The organism is Blautia glucerasea (assembly GCF_020537505.1).
GTDB lineage: Bacteria > Bacillota > Clostridia > Lachnospirales > Lachnospiraceae > Blautia_A.
In genome coordinates this window covers 26,053-47,540 of the sequence record NZ_JAJBMO010000002.1, presented here as the reverse complement: position 1 = coordinate 47,540, position 21,488 = coordinate 26,053, and the positions used below count along the sequence as shown (strand labels likewise).

The 21,488-nt window shown below is 42.7% G+C and carries 22 protein-coding genes; 10 read left to right on the top strand and 12 right to left on the bottom strand.

Features of this window, described 5'->3' with window-relative positions:
• Positions 1-47 precede the first annotated feature (47 nt).
• From LIQ05_RS01705 to LIQ05_RS01665, 9 genes are all read left to right on the top strand, one after another.
• Complete coding sequence (locus LIQ05_RS01705) at positions 48-1,061, top strand: rod shape-determining protein (RefSeq protein WP_226818120.1); 1,014 nt, start codon at positions 48-50, stop codon at positions 1,059-1,061.
• A 21-nt stretch (positions 1,062-1,082) separates the two neighbouring features.
• Positions 1,083-2,057, top strand: coding sequence for a rod shape-determining protein MreC (mreC, locus tag LIQ05_RS01700; protein ID WP_226818118.1), 975 nt, complete (start codon positions 1,083-1,085; stop codon positions 2,055-2,057).
• The gene (mreD, locus tag LIQ05_RS01695; RefSeq protein WP_226818116.1) at positions 2,047-2,574 is read left to right on the top strand and encodes a rod shape-determining protein MreD; all 528 of its coding nucleotides are present in this window, start codon (positions 2,047-2,049) and stop codon (positions 2,572-2,574) included. The genes mreC and mreD overlap by 11 nt, the downstream gene beginning before the upstream one ends.
• Positions 2,559-5,456 carry a penicillin-binding transpeptidase domain-containing protein gene (locus LIQ05_RS01690; protein WP_226818114.1) on the top strand — a complete coding sequence of 966 codons (2,898 nt, stop codon included), beginning with the start codon at positions 2,559-2,561 and terminating at the stop codon, positions 5,454-5,456. The genes mreD and LIQ05_RS01690 overlap by 16 nt, the downstream gene beginning before the upstream one ends.
• 94 nt (positions 5,457-5,550) lie before the next feature.
• A complete protein-coding gene (gene minD, locus LIQ05_RS01685) occupies positions 5,551-6,333 on the top strand; it encodes a septum site-determining protein MinD (RefSeq protein WP_226818113.1) in 783 nt (260 codons plus the stop codon).
• Positions 6,334-6,441: 108 nt separating this feature from the next.
• The gene (minE, locus tag LIQ05_RS01680; RefSeq protein WP_226818111.1) at positions 6,442-6,684 is read left to right on the top strand and encodes a cell division topological specificity factor MinE; all 243 of its coding nucleotides are present in this window, start codon (positions 6,442-6,444) and stop codon (positions 6,682-6,684) included.
• 4 nt (positions 6,685-6,688) lie between these two features.
• Positions 6,689-7,849, top strand: coding sequence for an FtsW/RodA/SpoVE family cell cycle protein (locus LIQ05_RS01675; protein WP_226818109.1), 1,161 nt, complete (start codon positions 6,689-6,691; stop codon positions 7,847-7,849).
• Positions 7,846-8,901: a D-alanyl-D-alanine carboxypeptidase family protein gene (locus LIQ05_RS01670; protein ID WP_226818107.1), complete on the top strand. Its 1,056-nt coding sequence runs from the start codon at positions 7,846-7,848 to the stop codon at positions 8,899-8,901. The genes LIQ05_RS01675 and LIQ05_RS01670 overlap by 4 nt, the downstream gene beginning before the upstream one ends.
• A 218-nt stretch (positions 8,902-9,119) precedes the next feature.
• The gene (locus LIQ05_RS01665; RefSeq protein WP_226818105.1) at positions 9,120-9,539 is read left to right on the top strand and encodes a twitching motility protein PilT; all 420 of its coding nucleotides are present in this window, start codon (positions 9,120-9,122) and stop codon (positions 9,537-9,539) included.
• Between the two features lie 179 nt (positions 9,540-9,718).
• Here the strand turns inward: LIQ05_RS01665 and LIQ05_RS01660 are convergent, their stop codons facing one another.
• The 11 genes from LIQ05_RS01660 to LIQ05_RS01610 form a co-directional block, all read right to left on the bottom strand.
• Positions 9,719-10,774 carry a tyrosine-type recombinase/integrase gene (locus tag LIQ05_RS01660; protein WP_226818103.1) on the bottom strand — a complete coding sequence of 352 codons (1,056 nt, stop codon included), beginning with the start codon at positions 10,772-10,774 and terminating at the stop codon, positions 9,719-9,721.
• A 263-nt stretch (positions 10,775-11,037) separates the two neighbouring features.
• Complete coding sequence (gene dtd / locus LIQ05_RS01655) at positions 11,038-11,484, bottom strand: D-aminoacyl-tRNA deacylase (protein WP_226818101.1); 447 nt, start codon at positions 11,482-11,484, stop codon at positions 11,038-11,040.
• A 1-nt stretch (position 11,485) separates the two neighbouring features.
• Positions 11,486-12,937: an AI-2E family transporter gene (locus LIQ05_RS01650; RefSeq protein ID WP_226818100.1), complete on the bottom strand. Its 1,452-nt coding sequence runs from the start codon at positions 12,935-12,937 to the stop codon at positions 11,486-11,488.
• Positions 12,938-13,154: 217 nt separating this feature from the next.
• Entirely contained in the window at positions 13,155-13,793 is a 639-nt protein-coding gene (locus LIQ05_RS01645; RefSeq protein ID WP_226818098.1) for an AAA family ATPase, read from the bottom strand.
• A 94-nt stretch (positions 13,794-13,887) separates the two neighbouring features.
• Positions 13,888-14,802 carry an RluA family pseudouridine synthase gene (locus tag LIQ05_RS01640; RefSeq protein WP_226818096.1) on the bottom strand — a complete coding sequence of 305 codons (915 nt, stop codon included), beginning with the start codon at positions 14,800-14,802 and terminating at the stop codon, positions 13,888-13,890.
• A 41-nt stretch (positions 14,803-14,843) separates the two neighbouring features.
• Positions 14,844-15,392 carry a signal peptidase II gene (lspA, locus tag LIQ05_RS01635; protein ID WP_226818094.1) on the bottom strand — a complete coding sequence of 183 codons (549 nt, stop codon included), beginning with the start codon at positions 15,390-15,392 and terminating at the stop codon, positions 14,844-14,846.
• Positions 15,393-15,399: 7 nt separating this feature from the next.
• Entirely contained in the window at positions 15,400-16,491 is a 1,092-nt protein-coding gene (aroB, locus tag LIQ05_RS01630; protein WP_226818092.1) for a 3-dehydroquinate synthase, read from the bottom strand.
• An 83-nt stretch (positions 16,492-16,574) separates the two neighbouring features.
• Entirely contained in the window at positions 16,575-17,327 is a 753-nt protein-coding gene (locus tag LIQ05_RS01625) for an RNA-binding protein (protein WP_226818090.1), read from the bottom strand.
• 5 nt (positions 17,328-17,332) lie between these two features.
• Positions 17,333-17,971, bottom strand: coding sequence for a cell division protein SepF (locus tag LIQ05_RS01620; protein WP_226818088.1), 639 nt, complete (start codon positions 17,969-17,971; stop codon positions 17,333-17,335).
• A 24-nt stretch (positions 17,972-17,995) separates the two neighbouring features.
• Complete coding sequence (locus LIQ05_RS01615) at positions 17,996-18,691, bottom strand: YggS family pyridoxal phosphate-dependent enzyme (RefSeq protein WP_226818086.1); 696 nt, start codon at positions 18,689-18,691, stop codon at positions 17,996-17,998.
• Between the two features lie 70 nt (positions 18,692-18,761).
• A complete protein-coding gene (locus LIQ05_RS01610) occupies positions 18,762-20,156 on the bottom strand; it encodes an HlyD family efflux transporter periplasmic adaptor subunit (protein WP_226818084.1) in 1,395 nt (464 codons plus the stop codon).
• Between the two features lie 223 nt (positions 20,157-20,379).
• Between LIQ05_RS01610 and lexA the strand changes: the two genes are divergently transcribed.
• Complete coding sequence (gene lexA / locus LIQ05_RS01605; RefSeq protein WP_226818082.1) at positions 20,380-21,000, top strand: transcriptional repressor LexA; 621 nt, start codon at positions 20,380-20,382, stop codon at positions 20,998-21,000.
• Positions 21,001-21,072: 72 nt separating this feature from the next.
• On the opposite strand, the gene rsfS is transcribed toward lexA, so the two are convergent.
• Entirely contained in the window at positions 21,073-21,441 is a 369-nt protein-coding gene (gene rsfS, locus LIQ05_RS01600; protein ID WP_226818081.1) for a ribosome silencing factor, read from the bottom strand.
• Between the last annotated feature and the right edge of the window lie 47 nt (positions 21,442-21,488).

The window sequence follows — 21,488 nt, the reverse complement described above, 5'->3', positions numbered from 1 at the left end:
TCCTGTGAGGACACCTTTATGTAGGAGAATGATGAAGGGACAGATATATGCTGTTTGAAAAAACATATGGAATAGACCTTGGAAGCAGTTCCGTCAAGGTTTATTCCATGATTCGAAATAAAAGCTACATTGAGAAGAACATGATTGCGGCGAAAGACCGCAAAATCATAGCCGTGGGCAACGAAGCGTATGAAATGTTTGAAAAAGCACCATCTGACATTTCCGTAAGTTCGCCGATGGCTTTTGGTATGATAGCCAATCTGGAACTGCAGGAAATTGTACTTTACAGTATGATGAGAAAAATTGATAAAATTTTAGGAATAGGCTCTGTTATGTATTTTGCCGTTCCCCTGGACATGACTGCTATCGAGAAAAGGGCTTATTATCAGGTGGCGAACGGCCACTGGCTTCGCAAGAACCGTGTTTATATGGTGGAAGCGCCCATTGCGGATGCGATCGCCATGGGGGTGGATCTGGAGAATAATGCGGGCAGCATGGTGGTAAATATTGGTGCCCAGAGCACGAATTTCTCTATTATCACAGGTGGACGTATTATCATCAGTAAGAAGATTCCCATTGGCGGACGTCAGATGAATGAGGCGGTGTGCAGCGAAGTGCGCAAGCGCTATAATCTTCAGATCGGTACCCGTACCGGGAAGCGCCTGAAGCTGGTAATGGGACGTCTTGCCGACCAGCATAAGCAGGCACGTAAGGTTGTGGGAATCGACAGTGTATCCGGTCTTCCGCGGGAGGAGATTATTTCCGCTTATGTGGTAAATGCAGGGATCATGAACTGTGTCAATGAGATCGGTGCCCAGATGAAAGTTTTCCTGGAGCGTATTCCCCCACAGATTTCCTATCACATAGCGAAAGAAGGAATTTATCTCACTGGAGGAAGTACCAGGATTCCACACATTGATACATATCTGGCAGGTTATACGGGATATTCCTTTAATCTGTCGGAGCTTTATGAGACTTCCGCAGTGAAGGGGCTTGAGGAGGTCATCCATAACAAAGACCTTCGCAAGTGGGCTCAGCCGATCAAACAAAGAAAATTATAAATTTTTTAGGGGTGCTATTCCATGAAAAACCTTAAGAAAAAATTTCGGTTTCGAATAAATCTGAAAAGTAAGCATTTGCTGGCAATTATGACTCTTTTCTGCTTGAGCTGCATTGTAGCCACCTTTGCATCGGGGATTTCCACAGCTCCTTTGCAGGAGACTGCCGGAATTGTCATAGTTCCATTTGAAAAAAGCATTGAAAAGATCGGATCCATGGTCCGTTCTGTAAGTGACAGCTTTAAGGACAAGCAGGATCTGCTTTTCGAAAATGAAGAACTGAAGGCAGAACTGGACAGTCTGACCACACAAAACAACAAGCTGATCCAGGATCAGGGAGAATACCAGAGATTAAAAGAGCTTTATAATCTGGATCAGACCTATGAGGACTATCCCAAGGTAGCTGCGACCATCATTTCCAAGGATCCGGGAAACTGGTATGATACGTTTATGATCAATAAAGGATCAAATGACGGAATCCGTGTTGACAACAACGTAATCGCAGGAAAGGGCCTGGTAGGAATTGTAACAGAGGTTGGCTCCTCCTGGGCGACTGTGCGTTCCATAATTGATGACAACAGTAGTGTCAGTGCCATGACGGTGAGCACCTCTGACAATTGTATCGTAAATGGTGATCTGGAACTGATTGATGAGGGAAAACTCCGCTTTGAGCAGCTCTACGATCAGGAAAATAAAGTAACTGTAGGAGAACGTATTGTTACTTCCAATATCAGTGAAAAATTTGTAGAAGGACTTTTTATCGGTTATGTCAGCGAAGTACAGGTAGACAGCAATAACCTGACTAAGACTGGTACCATTGTGACGCCTGTAGATTTTCTTCATCTGAAGGATGTGTTTGTCATTACCGTGAATAAGCAGGATATGATAGAGGGAACAGCTGTCACAGAAAGTGCATCTGGCAGCGGCAGCTCCAGTGATGGTACTTCCCAGGACAGCAGCGCTGCCATAGATGGACAGGAGGGTGCAGATGAAGAGTAAGATCGTATTTTTTCTTACCATTGTGATATGTTTTCTTCTGCAGTGTACCGTAATGAATCTGATTTCCATTGGATCAGTAACTCCCAACCTGATGCTGGTCCTGTGCGTTTCCATGGGCCTTATGCGGGGGCGCAAAAGTGGTTTGTGGACAGGCTTTTTCTCAGGACTCTTTGTGGATCTGTTTTTTGGATCCGTGTTTGGATTTTATGCTTTGATCTATATGTATATTGGTTATCTGAGCGGGTATGCACACAAAATTTATTATGATGATGACGTGAAGGTCCCCATGTTTCTTACGGCAATCGCAGACCTTTTATATAATTTATCGGTTTATGGACTTCAGTTCCTTTTAAGGGGAAGGCTGGGACTACGGATTTATCTCTACCGGATCATCATACCGGAAATGTTTTATACGGTATTTATTACCTTGATTGTATATCGGATTTTCCGCCACATTAACTATCACTACATGAACATAACCAGGAAAGAAAGTGAGTCAATTTGGGTACTAAAATAAAGCGAATTTTTAAGAAAATTAGTTTAAAACGAACATCGGTTCTGATTCTGGCATTTGTGGTAATGTCCGTGATCCTGGTCCGCAGACTGTTTGATCTTCAGATTATCCAGGGGCAGGATTATATCAGCAAATTTCAGGCGAGGACAACGAAAGAGCGCGTGATCAAGAGCACCCGTGGAAATATTCTGGACCGGAACGGTGAAATTCTGGCTTCCAATGTGCTGTCCTATTCCCTGACGCTGGAGGATAATGGAACCTACACTTCCACCAGGGAAAAGAACCTGACTTTAAATGGTGTGGCGTACCAGGTGCTGCAGATCCTGCACCGCAATGGAGATGATATTACCCATTCTTTTCATATTGTTGTTGACAACAATGGGGAATATGCCTTTGATGTTGCAGAAGGCTTTACCCTGAACCGTTTTCGTGCAGATATTTATGGAGAGGCATTGATCGATAATCTGACAGAGGAGCAAAAAAATGCAACGGCTGCCCAGATGATGGAGTTTCTTACAGGCTCTGATAAATTTTCTATTGTATTAAGCGGAGACGGAGCGTACACAGAGGAGGAGCTGACCGCTCACGGTCTGCCACTTACCCTCACCAGGCAGGAAATGCTGGACATTGCTACCATCCGTTATGAACTGAATACCAACAGCTTTAAGAAATACATGCAGGTTACCATTGCTACAAATGTAAGTGAGGAATCTGTTGCTGCGATCATGGAGAATAAGACTGGCCTTCAAGGAATTGACGTTGTAGAGGATTCCATCCGTCAGTACATTGACGATGAAAGCATGGCGCCGATCCTGGGGTATACAGGGAAGGCTTCTTCCGAAGAGCTGACAGAGCTTCGCAAGCAAAATCCAGATTATTCCAATGATGCAGTTGTGGGTAAAGCGGGAATTGAGCAGTATATGGAGCTGACTCTTCAGGGAACAGACGGTAAAGAGACCGTTTCTGTAGATAACCTGGGAAAAGTCCTGAAAATTGATGAAGATACCAAAGTGGAGCCTGTTGCAGGAAATGATGTGCAGATTACCGTTGATACAGACTGGCAGTCTGCAATTTATCAGATCCTGAAGCAGCGTGTTGCCGGTGTGCTTCTGACGAAAATTGATGCTGTGAAGACCTTTGACTATTCCAGTGTTACCGATGCCAGCCAGATCCGTATTCCAATCTATGATGTATATAATGCGTTGATCTCCAATAGTGTCATTGATATTAACAAATTCAGTAATGAAGATGCTTCTGACGTAGAAAAAAATTTATATGCCAAATTTCAACAAAAGCAGCAGAGTGTTTTTGATACAATAAGCAAGAAGCTGAATGGATCCAATCCACCTGCCTACAAGGATGAGGATGAGGAAACCCAGGAATATCTTTCCTACATCTGTAATGATCTTCTTAGGGATACTCTGGGAATTATTTCCAGAGATGCAATAGATACTTCAGATGCCACCTATAAGGCATGGACAACGGATGAGAGCGTCAGTCTGAAGGATTATCTGACTTATGCTACAAGTCAGGGCTGGATTGACATCAGCAGCTTTTCACCAGAGGGAGAATATCTGGATTCAGAAGAAATCTACCAGGCTTTGACAGCCTATATTATTGATTATCTCAGCACAGATACCGGATTCTCCAAGCTTTTGTATAAGTACATGCTCCTCGGAGATACCATTTCCGGTCAGGAGATCTGCCTTGTCCTTTACGAGCAGGGAGTGCTGGACAAGAACGATGGCGTATATGAGAGTCTGGCTTCCGGCGCGATCGGGGCGTATGATTTCATGATCAACAAGATCTATACCCTTGAGATTGAGCCTGCACAGCTGGCATTGATGCCATGTTCTGCTTCGGCAGTAGTGGTAGATGTAAAGACAGGAGATGTAGTAGCTCTGGTTTCCTATCCGGGATATGACAATAACCGTCTGACTAACGACATGGATACAGAGTATTATGCGAAGCTGGCACTTGACCAGTCTAGTCCGTTCTTTAATAAGGCTACCCAGCAGACTACAGCGCCTGGTTCTACCCTGAAGCTTCTTTCCACCATTGCCGGTATGGAAGAAGGGGTTATTGACGAGAATACTTATATTGAATGTACCGGAACCTTTGATTATGTGGATCCGCCTATTAACTGTTGGGATAAGAATGGTCACGGGGGGCTTGATATCCGTACAGCTATTGAACAGTCCTGTAACTATTTCTTTAACATGATCGGTTTCCAGCTTGGAAAAGTTGGGGATAATGAATTTTCTGAGGTACAGAGCTTAAGCAAACTTCAGGAATATGCTTCTTTGATCGGTCTGGACCAGAAAACAGGAATCGAGCTTTCCGAAGCATCTCCCAAGGTATCAGATGCGAAAGCAGTTCCATCCTATATGGGACAGGGAAATAACCTGTTTACAACCACAGAGCTTGCACGTTATGCTACTGTGATGGCTACCTCCGGCAATATTTTCAAGCTGACGCTTTTGGACAAGGTAAGCAATCCAAAAGGTGAAGTGATCCAGGAATATGAACCAGAGATTCAGGATGTGGCAGACATTTCTTCTAATATCTGGGATGTGATCCATGATGGTATGCGCCGTGTAATTCAGACACATACACAGTTTGATGGCCTTGGTATAGAAGTGGCAGGTAAGACCGGTACAGCTGAGCTGGATCTTCGCCATCCAAACCATGGACTTTTTATTGGATACGCACCTGCGTCCGATCCAGAGTATGCCATAGCAATCCGTATTGCCAATGGTTACAGTTCTGGTAATGCATGTCTGGTTGCTAATGATATTTTTAAATATATGTACAATCTTGCGGATAAAGATTCTATTCTCACCGGTGTTGCTTCCACAGATACCAGTGATGTATCGAATGACTAATACTGTTTATGCCTGCCAGGAGTGCCCTGGCAGGCATATCCATAAGAGAAATACCAGAATTTTGGAACATTTTGTTTAGGAGGAATCAGAAGAAATGGGTGAAGTCATTGTCATTACATCCGGAAAAGGCGGTGTAGGAAAAACTACTACCGTTGCCAATATAGGAACCGGATTGGCTATGATGGGTAAGAAAACAGTAGTTGTGGATACCGATATTGGTCTTCGCAATCTGGATGTTGTGCTTGGACTGGAGAACCGGATCGTATATAATCTGGTGGATGTGGTAAATGGAAGCTGCCGCATGAAACAGGCCCTGATCAAGGATAAGCGTCATCCGGAACTGTATTTGCTGCCCTCAGCACAGACGAAGGATAAAACAGCAGTATCTCCGGAACAGATGATCAAATTAACAGATGATCTTCGGGAAGAGTTTGATTATATTCTGCTGGATTGCCCAGCCGGAATCGAACAGGGATTCAAAAATGCCATTGCAGGTGCGGATAAGGCTCTTGTAGTGACAACTCCGGAGGTGTCCGCGATCCGTGACGCGGACCGTATCATTGGTCTTCTGGAGGCAAATGATCTTCGGGATATTCATCTGATCATTAACAGGCTGCGGCCGGATATGATTGCCAGGGGAGATATGATGTCTGTTGATGATGTGACAGAGATTCTGGCAGTGGACCTGATTGGAACTCTTTTGGATGATGAGCAGATCGTAGTAGCCACCAACCAGGGAGAGCCGCTTTCCGGAAAGAATTCCCAGGCAGAGGAAGAATACCGCAATATCTGCAAAAGACTTATGGGAGAGGATGTGCCTTTTGTAGAGATCAAACAGAAGAAAAGTATGTTCTCAAGATTGTTTAAAAGACATTAAATGAGATTTCGCCACACTGCCAGATATCTGCTGGAAATAGATTATGAAATGTATAGTTGTCAATAATAATGTTATGTAAACAAATAATCGAAAACGGAGGGATTTTGCATGAAACCTTTTTTTCACGATAAAAGGCGTTCGGCAGGATATGCCCGTGACAGGATGAAACTGCTCCTGATCTCGGAACGCATAGAGTGCTCTCCACAGATGATGAAAATGTTAAAAAGTGATCTGGTACATACAGTAAAAAAGTATGTAACCATAGAGGAGAATAAAGTAAAAATACAGATATCACAGGAACCGCCGGTTTTGATGGCATATATTCCGGTGATAACGAAAAAGGACAGATAAATTTATGATTAAACAGTATAAGCTTCGTTTTTACAATTTTAAACTGGTAATTCTCCTGACTGCGATCAGTCTGTTTGGAGTACAGCTGGTGGCCAGCGCTTCACCGGATTTAAGAAACAAACAGCTTTTGGGGGTGGTGATGGGACTTGTGATCCTTGTGATCCTGTCCTTAATGGATTATTCCTGGATATTGAATTTCCAGTGGATTATGTATGGCTTTAATCTGCTTATGCTTATTGGTGTGCGTTTGTTCGGAAGTGAGGCTGGTGGTGCCTCCAGATGGCTGGACATTGGAGGCTTCCGTTTTCAGCCTACAGAGCTTTCCAAGATCATTATTATTTTGTTTTTCGCTAAGTTTTTCATGGATCACGAGGATGATATCAATACCTTTAAGATACTGGCAGAGTCTGTACTTCTTTTGGCTGTTCCGCTGGCGTTGATCTATGCACAGCCTGATATGAAGAATACCATTACAGTAACCATCATTTTCTGTATTCTTCTGTATGTGGCCGGATTGAGTTATAAGATCATTGGGGGTGCGATCCTGATCGCTGTTCCGCTGCTTATTATATTTTTGTCCATTGTTGTGCAGCCAGATCAGACACTGATCAAGGATTACCAGAGACAGCGTATTATGTCATTCCTTTATCCAGAAAATGAGGAGTATCAGGATGATATTGAACAGCAGAATAACTCCAAAACTGCAATTGCTTCTGGAGAGCTGGTGGGAAAGAAGCTTTCAGGGGATGATCAGGTTTCTTCCGTAAATGCAGGAAACTTTGTTGCAGAGAACCAGACTGACTTTATTTTTGCAGTTGCAGGAGAAGAGTACGGATTCATAGGATGTATCACTTTGATTGTTTTGCTATTGCTGATTTCGGTGGAATGTATCCGGATGAGTCTGCGTGCAAAGGACCTTGCAGGAAAAATAGTCTGCTGTGGAATTGGCAGTATTGTGGCGATACAGAGTTTCCTGAATATCTGTGTTGCCACAGGACTGGCACCGAATACAGGTACACCCCTTCCATTTGTAAGTTATGGTCTGACTTCTCTTGTCAGTCTGTTTATCGGTATGGGACTGGTGATGAATGTAGGTCTGCAGAGCAGTGCTTATAATAAAGAACTTAAGAAAAAAGAAATCGATAAGAAAGAGGAATACTTATGACAGCCGCAAAGAAGAACAGTTCCAGGCGCAAGTCTGCAAAATACCGCAAAGCAAGAAGGTGGAGAATAAAAAATACCATTCTTTTGCTTCTGCTTCTAATCATACTAGGTGGTGTGGGAATCGGAGCAATTTACCTGCTTCGAAGTGGAAGCATTTTTGGCAAATTGGATGAGCCATACACCGCATCCAAAGAATTTTCCGGAGGGCTAACAGATTCCGACAATCTTAGAGCAGATGGATTCGCCAAGAATTTATGCGTGGTGGTATCAGATGTTCCTATGGATGGAGTATCCCTTGGGGAAGAACAGAAAGGGCTTCTTCTGGATCTGGATGACCGAAAAGTCCTTTATTCAAAACAGGCTCTTCAGAAAGTGTATCCGGCAAGTATCACCAAGATCATGACCGCTATGCTTGCTCTGAAATATGGGAATATGGATGACGTAGTGACGATTACACAGGAGAACCTGAATCTGGAAGAAGGTTCCCAGGTCTGTGGTTTCTGGGAAGGAGACCAGGTTACCATGGATCAGCTTCTACACTGTCTTCTGGTGTATTCCGGCAATGATGCTGCTGCAGCCATTGCAGAGCATGTAGGTGGTTCTACAGAAGGGTTTGTGGAGATGATGAACAGCTATGCACAGGAGCTGGGCTGCACAGGAACTCATTTTACCAATCCCCACGGTCTGCAGGATGAGAATCATTATACCACTCCTTATGACATATATCTGATGTTAAAGGAGGCTTTGAATTATCCGGAATTTACCAATATCACCCAGCTAGGATCTTATACGGTAGAGTACACACATGCTGATGGAAGCAGTGCAAGCACTACTTTAACTGCTACCGATCACTATCTTACCGGAGAAGCTACCCCGCCAAAGAATGTGACTATTTTAGGTGGCAAAACCGGTACCACAGACAATGCAGGAAACTGCCTGGCCCTGCTCAGTCAGAATGCCTACGGAAAACCCTATATTTCCATTGTAATGGGAGCTGCCACCAAGGATGAGCTTTATCAGCAGATGTCTTCTTTGTTGCAGAACATTAACTGAGGGGGAGATAATACGGTCTGTTAGAGGTGTTTGCCTGACTTGTGTTGTTCCTGTGATATTTTACAAGGAATCCGGAATCGTAGCCACAATTGAGAAAAATAGACAGAAATATTAAAAAAACTCTTGTGTTTTTAGAAAAATTATACTATAATATGAGACATATTAAACAAGGTTTTTGGTAAAAATTTAATATCATATTGTCTAAGGAGGAAAACATCATGGTTGAACTGATCGTAGGAAAGAAAGGCAAAGGCAAAACAAAAGTGCTCTTAGACAGAGTAAACAATGCAGTGAAAGAAGCTAACGGAAGCATTGTTTATCTTGACAAGAGTACCAAACACATGTATGAGCTTAACAATAAGGTACGTCTGATCGACGTTTCCTCTTATCCATTGAAGAATGCAGATGAGTTCGTAGGTTTTATCTGTGGTATTATCTCCCAGGATCACGATCTTGAGCAGATTTATCTGGACAGCTTCCTTAAAGTATCCAAACTGGAAGATGCAGACGTTACAGATACTCTCGGACAGCTCGATAAGATTAGCGAAAAATACGGTATTTCTGTAGTTGTTAGTATTTCCCTTGATAAAGAAGAATTACCAGATGCATTACAGGATAAGATTGCAGTAGCATTATAATCTCAGATGATATGATATTGCAGCTATAAATTATTCAGTAAAACCAAAAGAAAGTACATAAGGACATGACTCACAGATTGAGTTATGTCCTTTTCTTGTTGTTATCGCATACAATAATTAAAATCCGTAAGATATGTCATGTTAACCATAATAATATTATGTAAATAACTATTAAGATGCTAATCCTCGCGCAGTTTTACGGCAGTGGCCGCCTGACGCCGTCTGGAGTCGTCTAAGGCCGCATAATGCTTCTTGGTAGTATTGACATCCTTATGACCTAAGACGTCCGCTACAAGGTAAATATCGCCTGTTTCCTGGTAGAGCGCGGTACCGTATGTACTGCGGAGCTTATGCGGGGTGATCTTTTTGGTTGTGGTAACCTGTCTGGCGTATTTCTTGACCAGGTTTTCCACAGCCTGGACACCGATCCGTTTCCGCTGGGTAGAGTAGAAGAGAGCGTGCTCGTGGCCTTCTACAGGCACAATATTCTTGCGAACCTCCAGGTAGTTTTTTAAGGCCTTTTCGACTTCAGGACCAAAGTATACAACCATTTCATTTCCACCCTTTCGGGTGACTTTGATTCCATTATTTTTGAAATCTACGTCCTCAATGTCAAGCCCCACGCATTCTGAAACACGAATACCTGTTCCCAGCAGGAGAGTAACAAGAGCGAGATCGCGGTCCTTGGTTTTTTCATAATAGACTTTTTTCTGCCCGGTAAGATCGTCACCTCCATGTTCAATATAATCCAGCAGCATAGCTACTTCATCAGCCTCCAGGCGGATAATGCTTTTCTGATGAATCTTAGGAACATCTACAAGAACCGTTGGATTGGTATGGATCATTTCCCGTTTAAAATAATAAGCGTAAAAGCTTCGCAAGGAAGACATTTTTCGTTTCAGCCCACGTTCACCATTGGTTTCAGTTTTTTCCCCAGCCTGGTAAACCTTCAGATATTCTTCGTATTCCTCGAGATCAAGAGCTGTGATCTGATCCAGAACATCGACGGTAAAGGCATCCATAGACCAGTCCCTGAAGGCTGGATTTTGCTCCAGAAGAAACTGGAAGAAAATCCGAATGTCATAGGCGTAGGAAATGCGGGTCTTGGTCGTGGTGCGTGGTTCGATGGCACGAAAGAAATCCTTACAAAAAGGTGGTATGGTTTTTAGAACGTCGCGGAGACGTAAAGTATTTTCAACATCAGTTTGTTCGTGGTAGGTAATTTTTTTATCCATGAAGAATCTCCTTATTTTTGAGTTAAAACTTTAAACAACAGGATGAATTGGAAATTCATGCATTTAAACAATGTAAATTTGTTATAGGTTATAAAAGGTGGTATATAGTGAAAATCCTGGAAAATCCATGAATTTCGGGGGAAGTGGCTCCTTTCCACAGCCTATCTATATGAAAAACTCGGGTTTGTCGTATAGATCCAGATGCGGGATATAACGCCGGATCAGCCACTTCTTCCGGGCAGTTCCGGCGTTTTTCTTAATTATCACATAATTGATTCATCCAGCATTACGGTAAAAGGTCCGTCGTTCTCCAGTGAAACCTTCATATCAGCGCCAAACATACCATGCTGGACAACTGGTACAACCTTTGCAGCTTCCTTCAGCATATACTCATAAAGCTCATTGGCTGCATCTGGTGCGCCTGCCTCTGTAAAGCCTGGTCGGTTTCCCTTCTTGCAATTTGCGTACAGGGTAAACTGTGAAACCATTAAAAGCTCCCCATTTACATCTGCCAGGGAAAGGTTCGTTTTGCCGTTTTCATCTTCGAAAATACGAAGCCCAAGCATTTTTTTCAAGTATTTGTCTGCAATCTCCCTGGTGTCGTTTTGCCCTACACCGACCAGAACAAGAAAACCTTTTCCAATGCTTCCGATCATTTCGCCATTTACCTTCACATTTGCGTGGTTGACACGCTGTATTAAAAGTCGCATGTTAATTTCCGTCCTTTTTACTATTCTGTTTCTCTTTTATCTTCTGTTGGTACTCTTCTACTAATTGTCTGACTTTTTCAAAAATTATTATGGAATACTTCTTAACAAAAGCCCAGATGGCAATCAGAATCCGCTGGATTGTTTTAAACAAAGTAAGAGTAAATTCCAGCATTGCAGTACGCCTTGGTGTTTCTTTTTTTACGGGCTCTTCCACCGGGAAAAGAATCGGTTCGTGTGTGTCTGGATCCAGGCAGTCAATATTGGTATACTTCTGTTCTTCATCTGGAACCTTTTTATAAATCAGGCTGATATGGACCAATTTGTCAAGTGCAGCATAAAGTACTGCGAAAACAGGTACTCCAATGAGCATACCAGGGATTCCAAAGATACCGCCGCCAATAAGGATCGCTACAATAACCAGGAAGCTGGAAAGTCCAGTAGATTCGCCAAGAATCTTTGGTCCAAGGATGTTACCGTCAAACTGCTGCAGAATCAGAATAAAGATGGCAAAATAAATGGCCTGTAGTGGATTAACCAGCAAGATCAGAAAAATGCTTGGAATCGCTCCAAGGTAAGGTCCAAAGAAAGGAATTACATTGGTCACACCGATGATCACACTAATTAAAAGTGTATACGGCATATTCAAAAAGCTCATGCCAATATAGCATAGAACTCCGATAATTGCAGAATCCAAAATTTTTCCTGTGAAAAATCCAATAAAAGTTTTATTGGTAAAGCGCATGGAATGAATAATAAAATTGGCATGCTGGGTGTTAAAAACTGCGTAGGTGAGCATTTTTGCCTTAGCAGTAAAGCCTTCCTTATCTGCCATCAGATACAGGGAAACAATTGCTCCGATCAGGAAATTCTTCAGAAAATTGATCAATTCAAACACACCTGCTGAAATATTCTTAAGCATCTCCTGCATCTGAGGAAGGATATTGGTAGTCAGATACTCCTGTGCAGTTGTAATGGACTGGTTTAAAGTGTTCAGTGCATCGCTGTTTAGATTCCATTTTTCAATAAAGGACTCCAGCCACTTCTGGATAACCTTCACATAGGAGGGAAAACTGTAGATCAAGCCCATAACGCTTCGTATCAATTCCGGCAGAATCATCATAATAAGTGTATAGATAAGAGCAAGGAAAAGAGACATACATAAAATGACACATGCCCAGCGGATTGCCTTGCGTCCCTTCTCTCCTACGAATACTTCTTTCTTGGCAAGAAGAGGATAAATAATTTTTTTTTCAAAAAAATTTAGTAGAGGGGTAAGTAAAAATGCGATCACAACACCATAGATAATTGGTGTCAGAATCCCCAGGAAAGTCTGGATTCCAGTGATCAGTGTTTTCATATGGAAAACACCGTAATAAAAAAGCATACTGGCTGCAATTACCAGGAAGGCAGTCACTCCCCAGCGAACATGTTGGTTGTCCCAGCGTAATTTCATATTGTACTATCGTCCTCCTGAAATATGAATGCATAATGCGTGTTGCTGTTTACAGCCTGCACAGTAACGAATAAGTATCTGTGCTGTTATCTGTCTAACAGCAATTTCCTTTTATTATAGCACAGTTTCTTCATAATGTCTTATTAAAAAAGTATAAAGTGGTAAAAATAAGGAGCTCTCTTTCGAGAACTCCCTACTCTTACATAATCTGTATAAATTATTTCTTAAGGTCATCAAAAATATGTATGGTATTGATAATCGCCTGTGCAGCACCCTCAATACCAAGTACACTGCTGTCAACGCTTAAGCTGTAGCCTGTTGCTGCGCCCCATTTCTTATTGGTGTAGTAGTTATAATAGCTTGCACGGCTCTTATCTGTCTTGGAAATCATATCCTTGGCTTCCTTGGGAGTCTTATTGTATTTGCCTGCAATACGTTTGATTCTCCAGTCAAGGTCTGCGTGAATGAATACGCTGAAACAGTCTTTGTTATCTGCAAGAGCATAATCTGCGCAACGTCCAACCATAACACATGGACCCTCTGCTGCTAATTTCTTGATCGCTTCAAACTGTGCCAGGAAAACCTTATGGTTCATAGGCATGTCTGTAAATCCAGCAGAAGAATATCCAAAAGAATAAGTATCCATTACAAGAGAATACAGGAAGCTGTTTGTTGGCTTCTCGTCGTGATTCTCAAATAATTCCTTGCAAATACCGCTGTCGTTTGCGGCATGCTCCAGAAGCTCTTTATCGTAGCATTTGATTCCGAAATATTTGGCTACTTCCTGGCCAATCTGTCTGCCGGCACTTCCATATTCACGTCCGATGGTAATAATTGAACTTGTTGTATTGTTCATATCTGCCACTCCCTTCTGCAATTCCTTTACTGTGAATGGCATTTCACAGATAATTTGTAAAATTATTATACACTACATCAGGGTGAAATGACAACTATTTTCTTAATTTTTCTAACAAATTGAGAAAATATTCTGGCAAAGGAGCGGAAAACTCCATATACTCTCCTGTCCTTGGGTGGATAAATCCCAGAACCATTGCATGAAGGGTCTGCCCCTGCAGGTGATACGGGTTTTTACCAGAACCATATATTTCATCACCAAGAAGGGGGTGTCCAAGACTTGTCATATGGACACGAATCTGATGGGTTCTGCCAGTTTCCAGGCGGCACTCAATGTAGGTGGCATTTCCGAAACGCTCCAGTACCTTATAATGAGTGACAGCGTCTTTTCCATTTTTATAATTGATGGCCATTTTTTTGCGGTCAATGGGGTGACGGCCAATGGGGCCTTCCACAGTTCCCTCGTCTTCCTTTAGATTTCCAGCTACAATGGCACGATACCGGCGTTTGATGGTGTGATCCTTCAGTTGCTGGGCAAGATCGCGGTGTGCAGTGTCGGTTTTACATACCAGAAGAGCGCCTGTGGTATCCTTGTCAATGCGGTGGACGATTCCTGGCCGCATAACACCGTTAATGCCGGACAGGTTCCCCTGGCAATGGTACATAATGGCATTTACCAGAGTTCCGCTGGTATGTCCGTTGGCGGGGTGAACAACCATTCCCTTTGGCTTATTTACTATCAGTACGTCCTCATCCTCATACAAAATGTCCAGAGGGATATTTTCCGGAAGAATATCCGGTTCGGTCAGATCAGGCAGGGTTGTCTGTACCAGATCCCCTGCCTGTATTTTATAATTTGCTTTTACTACTTTCCCATTTACAGTAACGCTCTGATCCTTCAGAAGCTTCTGTAGGTAAGAACGGGAAAGCTCTTCGTATTTATCAGAGAGGCAGCGGTCTATACGCACCCCTGCCTCATCTGCTGTTGCTGTAAATTCCAATTGTTCCATATATTGGTAAAACTCCTCTCTTTTAAGAAAGTCTGCTTCGATTATTTCGCAGATTTATGCCCTGGCTTTAAGAAGTCAAAATCATCCTCTTCCTTGTAACGGAAAAACAGGAGAAATACCAGCGCTGCAATCCCGCAGGTTACATAAATATCTGCTACATTAAAAGTAGGGAAATCAATCAAGGAAAAATAAATAAAATCTACCACATACCTACGGAAAACACGGTCAATAAAGTTTCCCATGGCTCCGGAAAACACCACGGCAGCGGTATAAAGCAAAGGCCTGTAATAAACCGTTGCAGGTGTTTTTATAAAAAGATAAATAATAGCTGCAAAAAAAAACATACAGATCAGCACCAGAAAAAGAATCTTATTCTGAAGCAGTCCAAATGCCATGCCTCTGTTTTCCAGGTAACGAAGTGTCAATACCTGGTCAATAAGGGGAATTCCTGAGGTTCCCTTTAAATATAAGATGGCCAGATATTTTGTCCCCTGATCCAGAAGCACCAGAAAAAGAATAAGCAGAAATCCCTTTATCCTGGGTGCCTTCAGAGGCGTATCAATGTGGTTTGAAGATGTTGTCGTCTGCATGAATCAATTACCTGCAGATGGCCCGGATTCCAACAAGAAGCTCCTGGTCGGTAACTGTCTTGTCAATAAAGCTCTTTCCAAGACCATCCATAAGAATAAACTTAATCTGTCCCTGTTCCATTTTTTTATCTTTTTTGGTGGCTGCTAGAATATCTTCGGGTGAAAGACCTTCTACATACAAAGGCAGATGATAGACTTCAAGTCCATGGCAGATCTGCTCATACTCTGCATCTGTAAGAAGACCTCGTTCCCGGGAAATGGCAGCTGCAGCTACCAGTCCGATTCCTACGCACTGTCCGTGAAGAAGATGAAAGTCCATCAGCTTCTCTACGGCATGTCCCACCGTGTGACCAAGGTTTAGAAGTGCCCGCTCGCCCTGCTCCTTAGGATCACGCTCTACAACCCCTGCTTTGATGGCACAGCATCTGCGGATCATAATGGCAAGCATTTTAGGATCCATTGTGCGTATAACTTCGTAATTGGAGCATACAAAGTCGAAAAAAGCCTTATCGCAAATTAGTCCGGTCTTCAGGATCTCGCCCATTCCACAGCAAAATTCACGCTCCGGAAGGGTCTGTAAGGTGGCCATGCTCATATAAACCAGCCGTGGCTGATGGAAAGCGCCGACCATATTTTTGAACTGTCTGAAATCAACGCCAGTCTTACCGCCTACGCTACTGTCAACCTGTGCCAGAAGTGTGGTAGGAATCTGGATAAAATCAATTCCCCTAAGGTAGGCTGCTGCGCCAAATCCGGATAAATCCCCTGTTACGCCGCCACCAAGGGCGACCACAAGGCTTTTGCGGTCAAGCCCATTTTCAATCAGGCACTGGAAAAGATCCTGAATAGTATCCAGGTTTTTATGGGCCTCTCCAGCTGGGAAAGTGAACTGGCATACCTGATCAGTAACTTTCAAAAGTTCTGTCTTCACCTGGTCTGCATAGAGAGGTGCGACTGTGGAATCGGAAACGATACACATGTTTTTCCCTGCAAGCCCCTCATCCGATAAAGCCTGTGGAAGAAAAGAAAAGTCATTTTCAAAATAAATGGGATAACAGAAATCCCCGTCACGTTTTACAAGTAATTTTTCTTCTGCCATAGTTAAATCCTCTCCCGTTTTATTATTATTTATGCGTTGATATGCAGTTCAGATATCTGCAGTTAAGCATCATAGAAGTTTATTTATACGTATTTTCTGAGGCGGACGCCAAGCCGTCCTTTCCTGGTCTGTCTGGAAACGCCGTCAAAGATAAAGCGTCCCTTGCCGCGGACAGAGATAATATCCCCCTCCTTAGGCTCATATCCATTGGAGGTAATCAGCTTTCCATTTATGAATACAAGACCGTTTTCAATGAAAGTTATCATACTGCTCCGGGAAGTCTGGAAGGCCAGTCCAATGAGAGCATCCAGTCTTACAGAAGCACAGGTGCCGTTTATCATCTCAAACTCAGGTTCAGGAATCTCTTCTGCCTGATCGACTCTGGAAACAAGCACTGTAGTATGTCTTACCCGAATCAGGTTCTCAATGAAAAAATCTGACATCTTATGAAGACAAAAAAACCAGGCTTCTTTATTCTTGATCAGAATATCTCCCACAACGCTGCGGTCAACACCAAGGTTCAGAATTGCTCCAAGATAGTCCCTGTGTCCCAGATCTTCGGAAAAACGAAGAGCTTTAGGCTCTATTTTCAGGCAGTCAATGGGATAATCCCAGGAAAATCCAAGACTTTCCGGACAAAAGGCTGCCATCTGGCGTTCTGCGTGTTCATAGCCTCCAAAAAGCTTCACATCCACACCCATCTGATGAAGCTTCAGGGTAGCCAGCATATTTTGTTCGTTTAAGTTAAGAAAATCCGTAAAGGTGACAATATCTCTCTGGTAAGAGAGATTTGCCAGCTCCCGGATTCTCTTAAGTAAAAATTCATCCTTATCCATAAAAATTAATATCCAGCTCTTACAGAAGGGGTAGCGCCGCCAAGAATATTCTGGAGATCGCCTGTGATATCAACAGAAGAAGGTCCAAGTACGAAGATATAGCTGGAGATCTTCTGAAGGGAACCATTCAGGGAATAACATGCACCGGATGCGAAATCAATGATACGCTGTGCAAGCTCTACGTCGATACCCTCCAGGTTCAGGATTACAGTTGCATTATCAAGCAGGGTGTCTGCAATCTCACGGGTGTCTTCCATGGATGTTGGCTTGATCACACAAACCTCCATAGAAGAAGCCTGATTGGCACGACGGCTGCTTCTCATAGGGGTAATCTTGGAAGAAGTGACTGGGCGCTGTTTCTCTTTCTCAACAGGCTGTTTCGCTGGAGCCTTGGCAGCAGCTTTCGGTGCAGCGGCTGTATGTACTGGTTCTTCGTCGATATCCTCTGGCTCAGCAGCTGACTCTTCTTTCCTACGGCCAAATTTTTCAAAGAATTTTTTCTTAGGTTTGTCATCCATCAGGTCGTCATCAAAGAAATCGCCTTCTTCGTCATCATCCATCAGATCTTCATCTAAGTAATTATCCTCATCGTAATCGTCGTCATTCAGCTTAATAGAATCTAATAATTTATCAAAAACGCTCATTTTCAATCTCCAATCTTCGTCTTCTTAACGTGTGGCATAATTACGCTCACCGAAAATTCCGGTGCCCACACGTACCATGGTTGAGCCTTCCTGGACAGCAACCTGATAATCTCCGGTCATACCCATACTCAGAACACTCATATTAACATTATTAATGTTTTTGGCGCTAATGTCAACACTTAATTTCTTTAATGTGCGAAAAACTTCACGATTTTCTTCTGGATTTTCAACAAATGGAGCAATTGTCATAAGCCCCATTACTTTGATATGGGAAAATGTGCTGATTTCCTGTAAAAGAGGAAGAACTTCATTTACCTTTAAGCCAAATTTACTCTCCTCTTCTGCAACATTTACTTCCAGAAGAACAGGCATGATAAGATCCTTTTTGGCAGCCTCCTGCTCAATAGTCTGGGCCAGACGCAGGGAATCTACTGAGTGGATCATGGCAACCTTGTCAATAATGTACTTTACTTTATTGCGCTGAAGATGGCCAATCATGTGCCACTGGATATCAGAAGGCAGCTGGTCGTATTTATCCATAATTTCCTGAACCTTATTCTCGCCAAAGACACGGGCACCGGCATCATATGCTTCCTGAAGCATAGATACTGGTTTGGTTTTGCTTACCGCAATCAATGTAACCTCGCCTGGGTTACGTGAAACAACTGCACAGGCTTTTTCAATATTTGCATTTACCTGCTGTAAATTTTCAGCTAACATTCATAAGCCTCCTTAAATTTGTATATCTGAACAGAGTATCTCTTTCATTTACCGTAGTGGGGATCTCCTGTTATTTCACCTGGGAAGAATCCCTTGCAATACGGTCATATCTGGAAAGTCCGTAAGAAGTATTGCTGGAAATGATGGCATATTCTTCGTTCTGATCCAGTATTTCAACATGCCGGAATACTGCATACCCCTGATTTACGCAGTAAACACCCTCAAGGGAATCTGTTTCACCAACGATAAAACGTTGATTGGAATTATCCTTTATAATGGCATCTCCCTCTAGGAAAATACTCTTATCTACATAATAATTGTAGGATTCATCCTCTGGATCATCGGGATTGGCCTTTACCTTGCCGTATATGGTGGCGTTGACAAAGGTTTTGACATTATTGCCATCAGAATCCCTGGAAACCTTGTTGAAACCTATATTTTTGCTGTCTGGATCTTCAGTGGCGTATTCAGCAGGAATTACGTAAAAATCTTGAAATACCACCGCAGAAAGCGGAATTTTAAGACCGGTTACCGTATTGGTTACCAGTTCAATATCAAGAAAACGATCGGAAGCATAGCGGATCAGCCCACGGCTGAAGTCTATTTTGCCATATTTTTGCCCATCAATTTTGATAATGGAAAAGTCGCCGCTCTGCGTCATATCATCCTTGAGAAACTTTACACGAATAGTAGAACGGCCTTCCAGCTGGGTTGCCTGTTTGTTGCTGAGTGGAATGACCAGACTCCATAATTCACTGGTAATATTGGTGTAAATATTATCTCCAGCCTGTACCTTCCCATCTGTTTTCAGGTCAGTTTCGTGGTATGCTGTCTGATCAAAATCCTCGGCTGTAAGATTGTCTACAGTTTTATTCTCATATCCATCCATGGAATACAAAATAATACCATCTGTCTGTGCTTTACTGATATTCTGCCCACCGATGGTCACAAATTGGGAACCTGCATTTCCGTCAGTAGAGATTCCCTCATATTGAAGAATGCTTCCTTCCAGCTGATTCTTAAAGCTGTAAGTATTATTAAATTTGCTGCTTGAAAAGCTTTTGGAAAAGCTGAGCATGGAGCTGCGGATTTTGGAAAGCTCTTCAGGGGTTAATGCAGTAACGGAATCAGCAACCTTACCGGAACTTAATCCATAAACAGCGCCCCCTGCATTAATCTTACTTCCTTCTCTGGCGTAATAATTCACATATCCGGAAGATTCAGCTTTATAAACACTTTCTTCCCGGAGGGAGATTCCTGTATAGGTTTCATTTCTTGATAACGGGCTGGTTGTTACCTGGTAAGATTCGATATGGGTAGAGGTAACAAGCAGAACCGCGGTAAAAATCATATATAATAACAATACACCAAAAGCAACGGTGGCGATATTCAGTCCGAATATTTTCTTCAGCTGCACAAAAAGTCCTGCCATTTTGCCAGGTCTGTTGGATTTCTTCTCGGACAAGCAGATTCCCCCTTTGTTTTTGAGTCAGGCTCTGAATTTTTCATACCAAACAATTGTACCATTTTTTGCCTGGGAACACAAGGAAAACAAAGAAGAAAACTCTGTAATAAGTCTGTGAACAAAGAAAGAAAAAACGAACATATTTTCAGAATATTTGTTTGCTTAATTCAAAAAAATATGGTATGATAGAAAAAAGTTGAATGAATTTTGGAGGAAAACTCTTATGACATATGGTAAAATCAGCAAAAAACAGCAGGAAATCCTGGAATATATAAAAAGTGAAATCTTAAACCGTGGCTTTCCGCCAGCAGTTCGTGAAATCTGTGAGGCTGTAAACCTAAAGTCCACATCATCTGTTCACGCCCACTTAGAAGCTCTTGAGAAGAACGGTTACATCCGCCGTGATGCTACCAAGCCTAGAGCCATTGAGATCATCGACGACAATTTTAATCTTGTCCGCCGTGAGGTAGTCAATGTACCTTTGGTAGGTACTGTAGCCGCTGGACAGCCTATCCTCGCTGTAGAGAATGTAGAAGGCTATTTCCCTATCCCATCCGAATTTATGCCCAATGAACAGAGCTTCATGCTGAAAGTAAAAGGCGACAGTATGATCAACGCCGGAATCTTTGACGGTGACCAGGTTCTGGTGAAACAGCAGCCTACAGCAGAGAACGGCGATATCGTGGTTGCCCTGGTAGAAGACTCCGCCACAGTGAAGACCTTCTATAAAGAGGAAGGCTACTATCGTCTCCAGCCTGAGAACGATACCATGGATCCTATCATTATCACGGGAGAGATCCAGATTCTGGGTAAGGTATTCGGCGTAATGCGTTTCTATCAGTAAATAAAATCCGAATGTGCAGCGAAGCCCCAACACCCGCCTGGCAGGCTTGGGCGTTGGGGCTTTTTAATAAATTTATTTTTCTAAAAATTCATCCATCTCCAGCACTTTTCCATCTCTCCAGATTCTGTCCAGATCATAGAAAAGTCTGTTTTCCTCATCGAATACATGTACGATTACATCGCCATAATCCATAAGGATCCAGCTGGAATTGCGGTTTCCTTCAATCTGCTTAGCCTCAAAACCGGCACGTCCAAGCTGTTCTTCCACATTATCTACGATCGCCTGAACCTGATTGGAGTTTGTACCGCTTGCAATTACAAAATAATCTGCAATTACAGAAACATTGTGAATATCAATCACCTTGATATCCTGTCCCTTTTTATCGTCAATTGCCTTGCAGGCAATCTGTGCCATCATTTTCTCTGTACTTTCTGTACTCATTCTGATCTGCTCCTTTCCGAATAATGCCTATACTGCTTCAAAAGATT

What these genes read in the sequence shown, in the direction of transcription:
- minD (WP_226818113.1), top strand. Translation starts at nt 5,551, where the DNA reads ATGGGTGAAGTCATTGTCATTACATCCGGAAAAGGCGGTGTAGGAAAA.
- mreC (WP_226818118.1), top strand. Translation starts at nt 1,083, where the DNA reads ATGAAAAACCTTAAGAAAAAATTTCGGTTTCGAATAAATCTGAAAAGT.
- LIQ05_RS01660 (WP_226818103.1), bottom strand. Translation starts at nt 10,774, where the DNA reads ATGGATAAAAAAATTACCTACCACGAACAAACTGATGTTGAAAATACT.
- lspA (WP_226818094.1), bottom strand. Translation starts at nt 15,392, where the DNA reads ATGCAGACGACAACATCTTCAAACCACATTGATACGCCTCTGAAGGCA.
- rsfS (WP_226818081.1), bottom strand. Translation starts at nt 21,441, where the DNA reads ATGAGTACAGAAAGTACAGAGAAAATGATGGCACAGATTGCCTGCAAG.
- minE (WP_226818111.1), top strand. Translation starts at nt 6,442, where the DNA reads ATGAAACCTTTTTTTCACGATAAAAGGCGTTCGGCAGGATATGCCCGT.
- LIQ05_RS01650 (WP_226818100.1), bottom strand. Translation starts at nt 12,937, where the DNA reads ATGAAATTACGCTGGGACAACCAACATGTTCGCTGGGGAGTGACTGCC.
- LIQ05_RS01625 (WP_226818090.1), bottom strand. Translation starts at nt 17,327, where the DNA reads ATGGATAAGGATGAATTTTTACTTAAGAGAATCCGGGAGCTGGCAAAT.
- aroB (WP_226818092.1), bottom strand. Translation starts at nt 16,491, where the DNA reads ATGGCAGAAGAAAAATTACTTGTAAAACGTGACGGGGATTTCTGTTAT.
- lexA (WP_226818082.1), top strand. Translation starts at nt 20,380, where the DNA reads ATGACATATGGTAAAATCAGCAAAAAACAGCAGGAAATCCTGGAATAT.
- LIQ05_RS01675 (WP_226818109.1), top strand. Translation starts at nt 6,689, where the DNA reads ATGATTAAACAGTATAAGCTTCGTTTTTACAATTTTAAACTGGTAATT.
- dtd (WP_226818101.1), bottom strand. Translation starts at nt 11,484, where the DNA reads ATGCGACTTTTAATACAGCGTGTCAACCACGCAAATGTGAAGGTAAAT.
- LIQ05_RS01705 (WP_226818120.1), top strand. Translation starts at nt 48, where the DNA reads ATGCTGTTTGAAAAAACATATGGAATAGACCTTGGAAGCAGTTCCGTC.
- LIQ05_RS01665 (WP_226818105.1), top strand. Translation starts at nt 9,120, where the DNA reads ATGGTTGAACTGATCGTAGGAAAGAAAGGCAAAGGCAAAACAAAAGTG.
- LIQ05_RS01640 (WP_226818096.1), bottom strand. Translation starts at nt 14,802, where the DNA reads ATGGAACAATTGGAATTTACAGCAACAGCAGATGAGGCAGGGGTGCGT.
- LIQ05_RS01615 (WP_226818086.1), bottom strand. Translation starts at nt 18,691, where the DNA reads ATGTTAGCTGAAAATTTACAGCAGGTAAATGCAAATATTGAAAAAGCC.
- LIQ05_RS01645 (WP_226818098.1), bottom strand. Translation starts at nt 13,793, where the DNA reads ATGAACAATACAACAAGTTCAATTATTACCATCGGACGTGAATATGGA.
- LIQ05_RS01670 (WP_226818107.1), top strand. Translation starts at nt 7,846, where the DNA reads ATGACAGCCGCAAAGAAGAACAGTTCCAGGCGCAAGTCTGCAAAATAC.
- LIQ05_RS01620 (WP_226818088.1), bottom strand. Translation starts at nt 17,971, where the DNA reads ATGAGCGTTTTTGATAAATTATTAGATTCTATTAAGCTGAATGACGAC.
- mreD (WP_226818116.1), top strand. Translation starts at nt 2,047, where the DNA reads ATGAAGAGTAAGATCGTATTTTTTCTTACCATTGTGATATGTTTTCTT.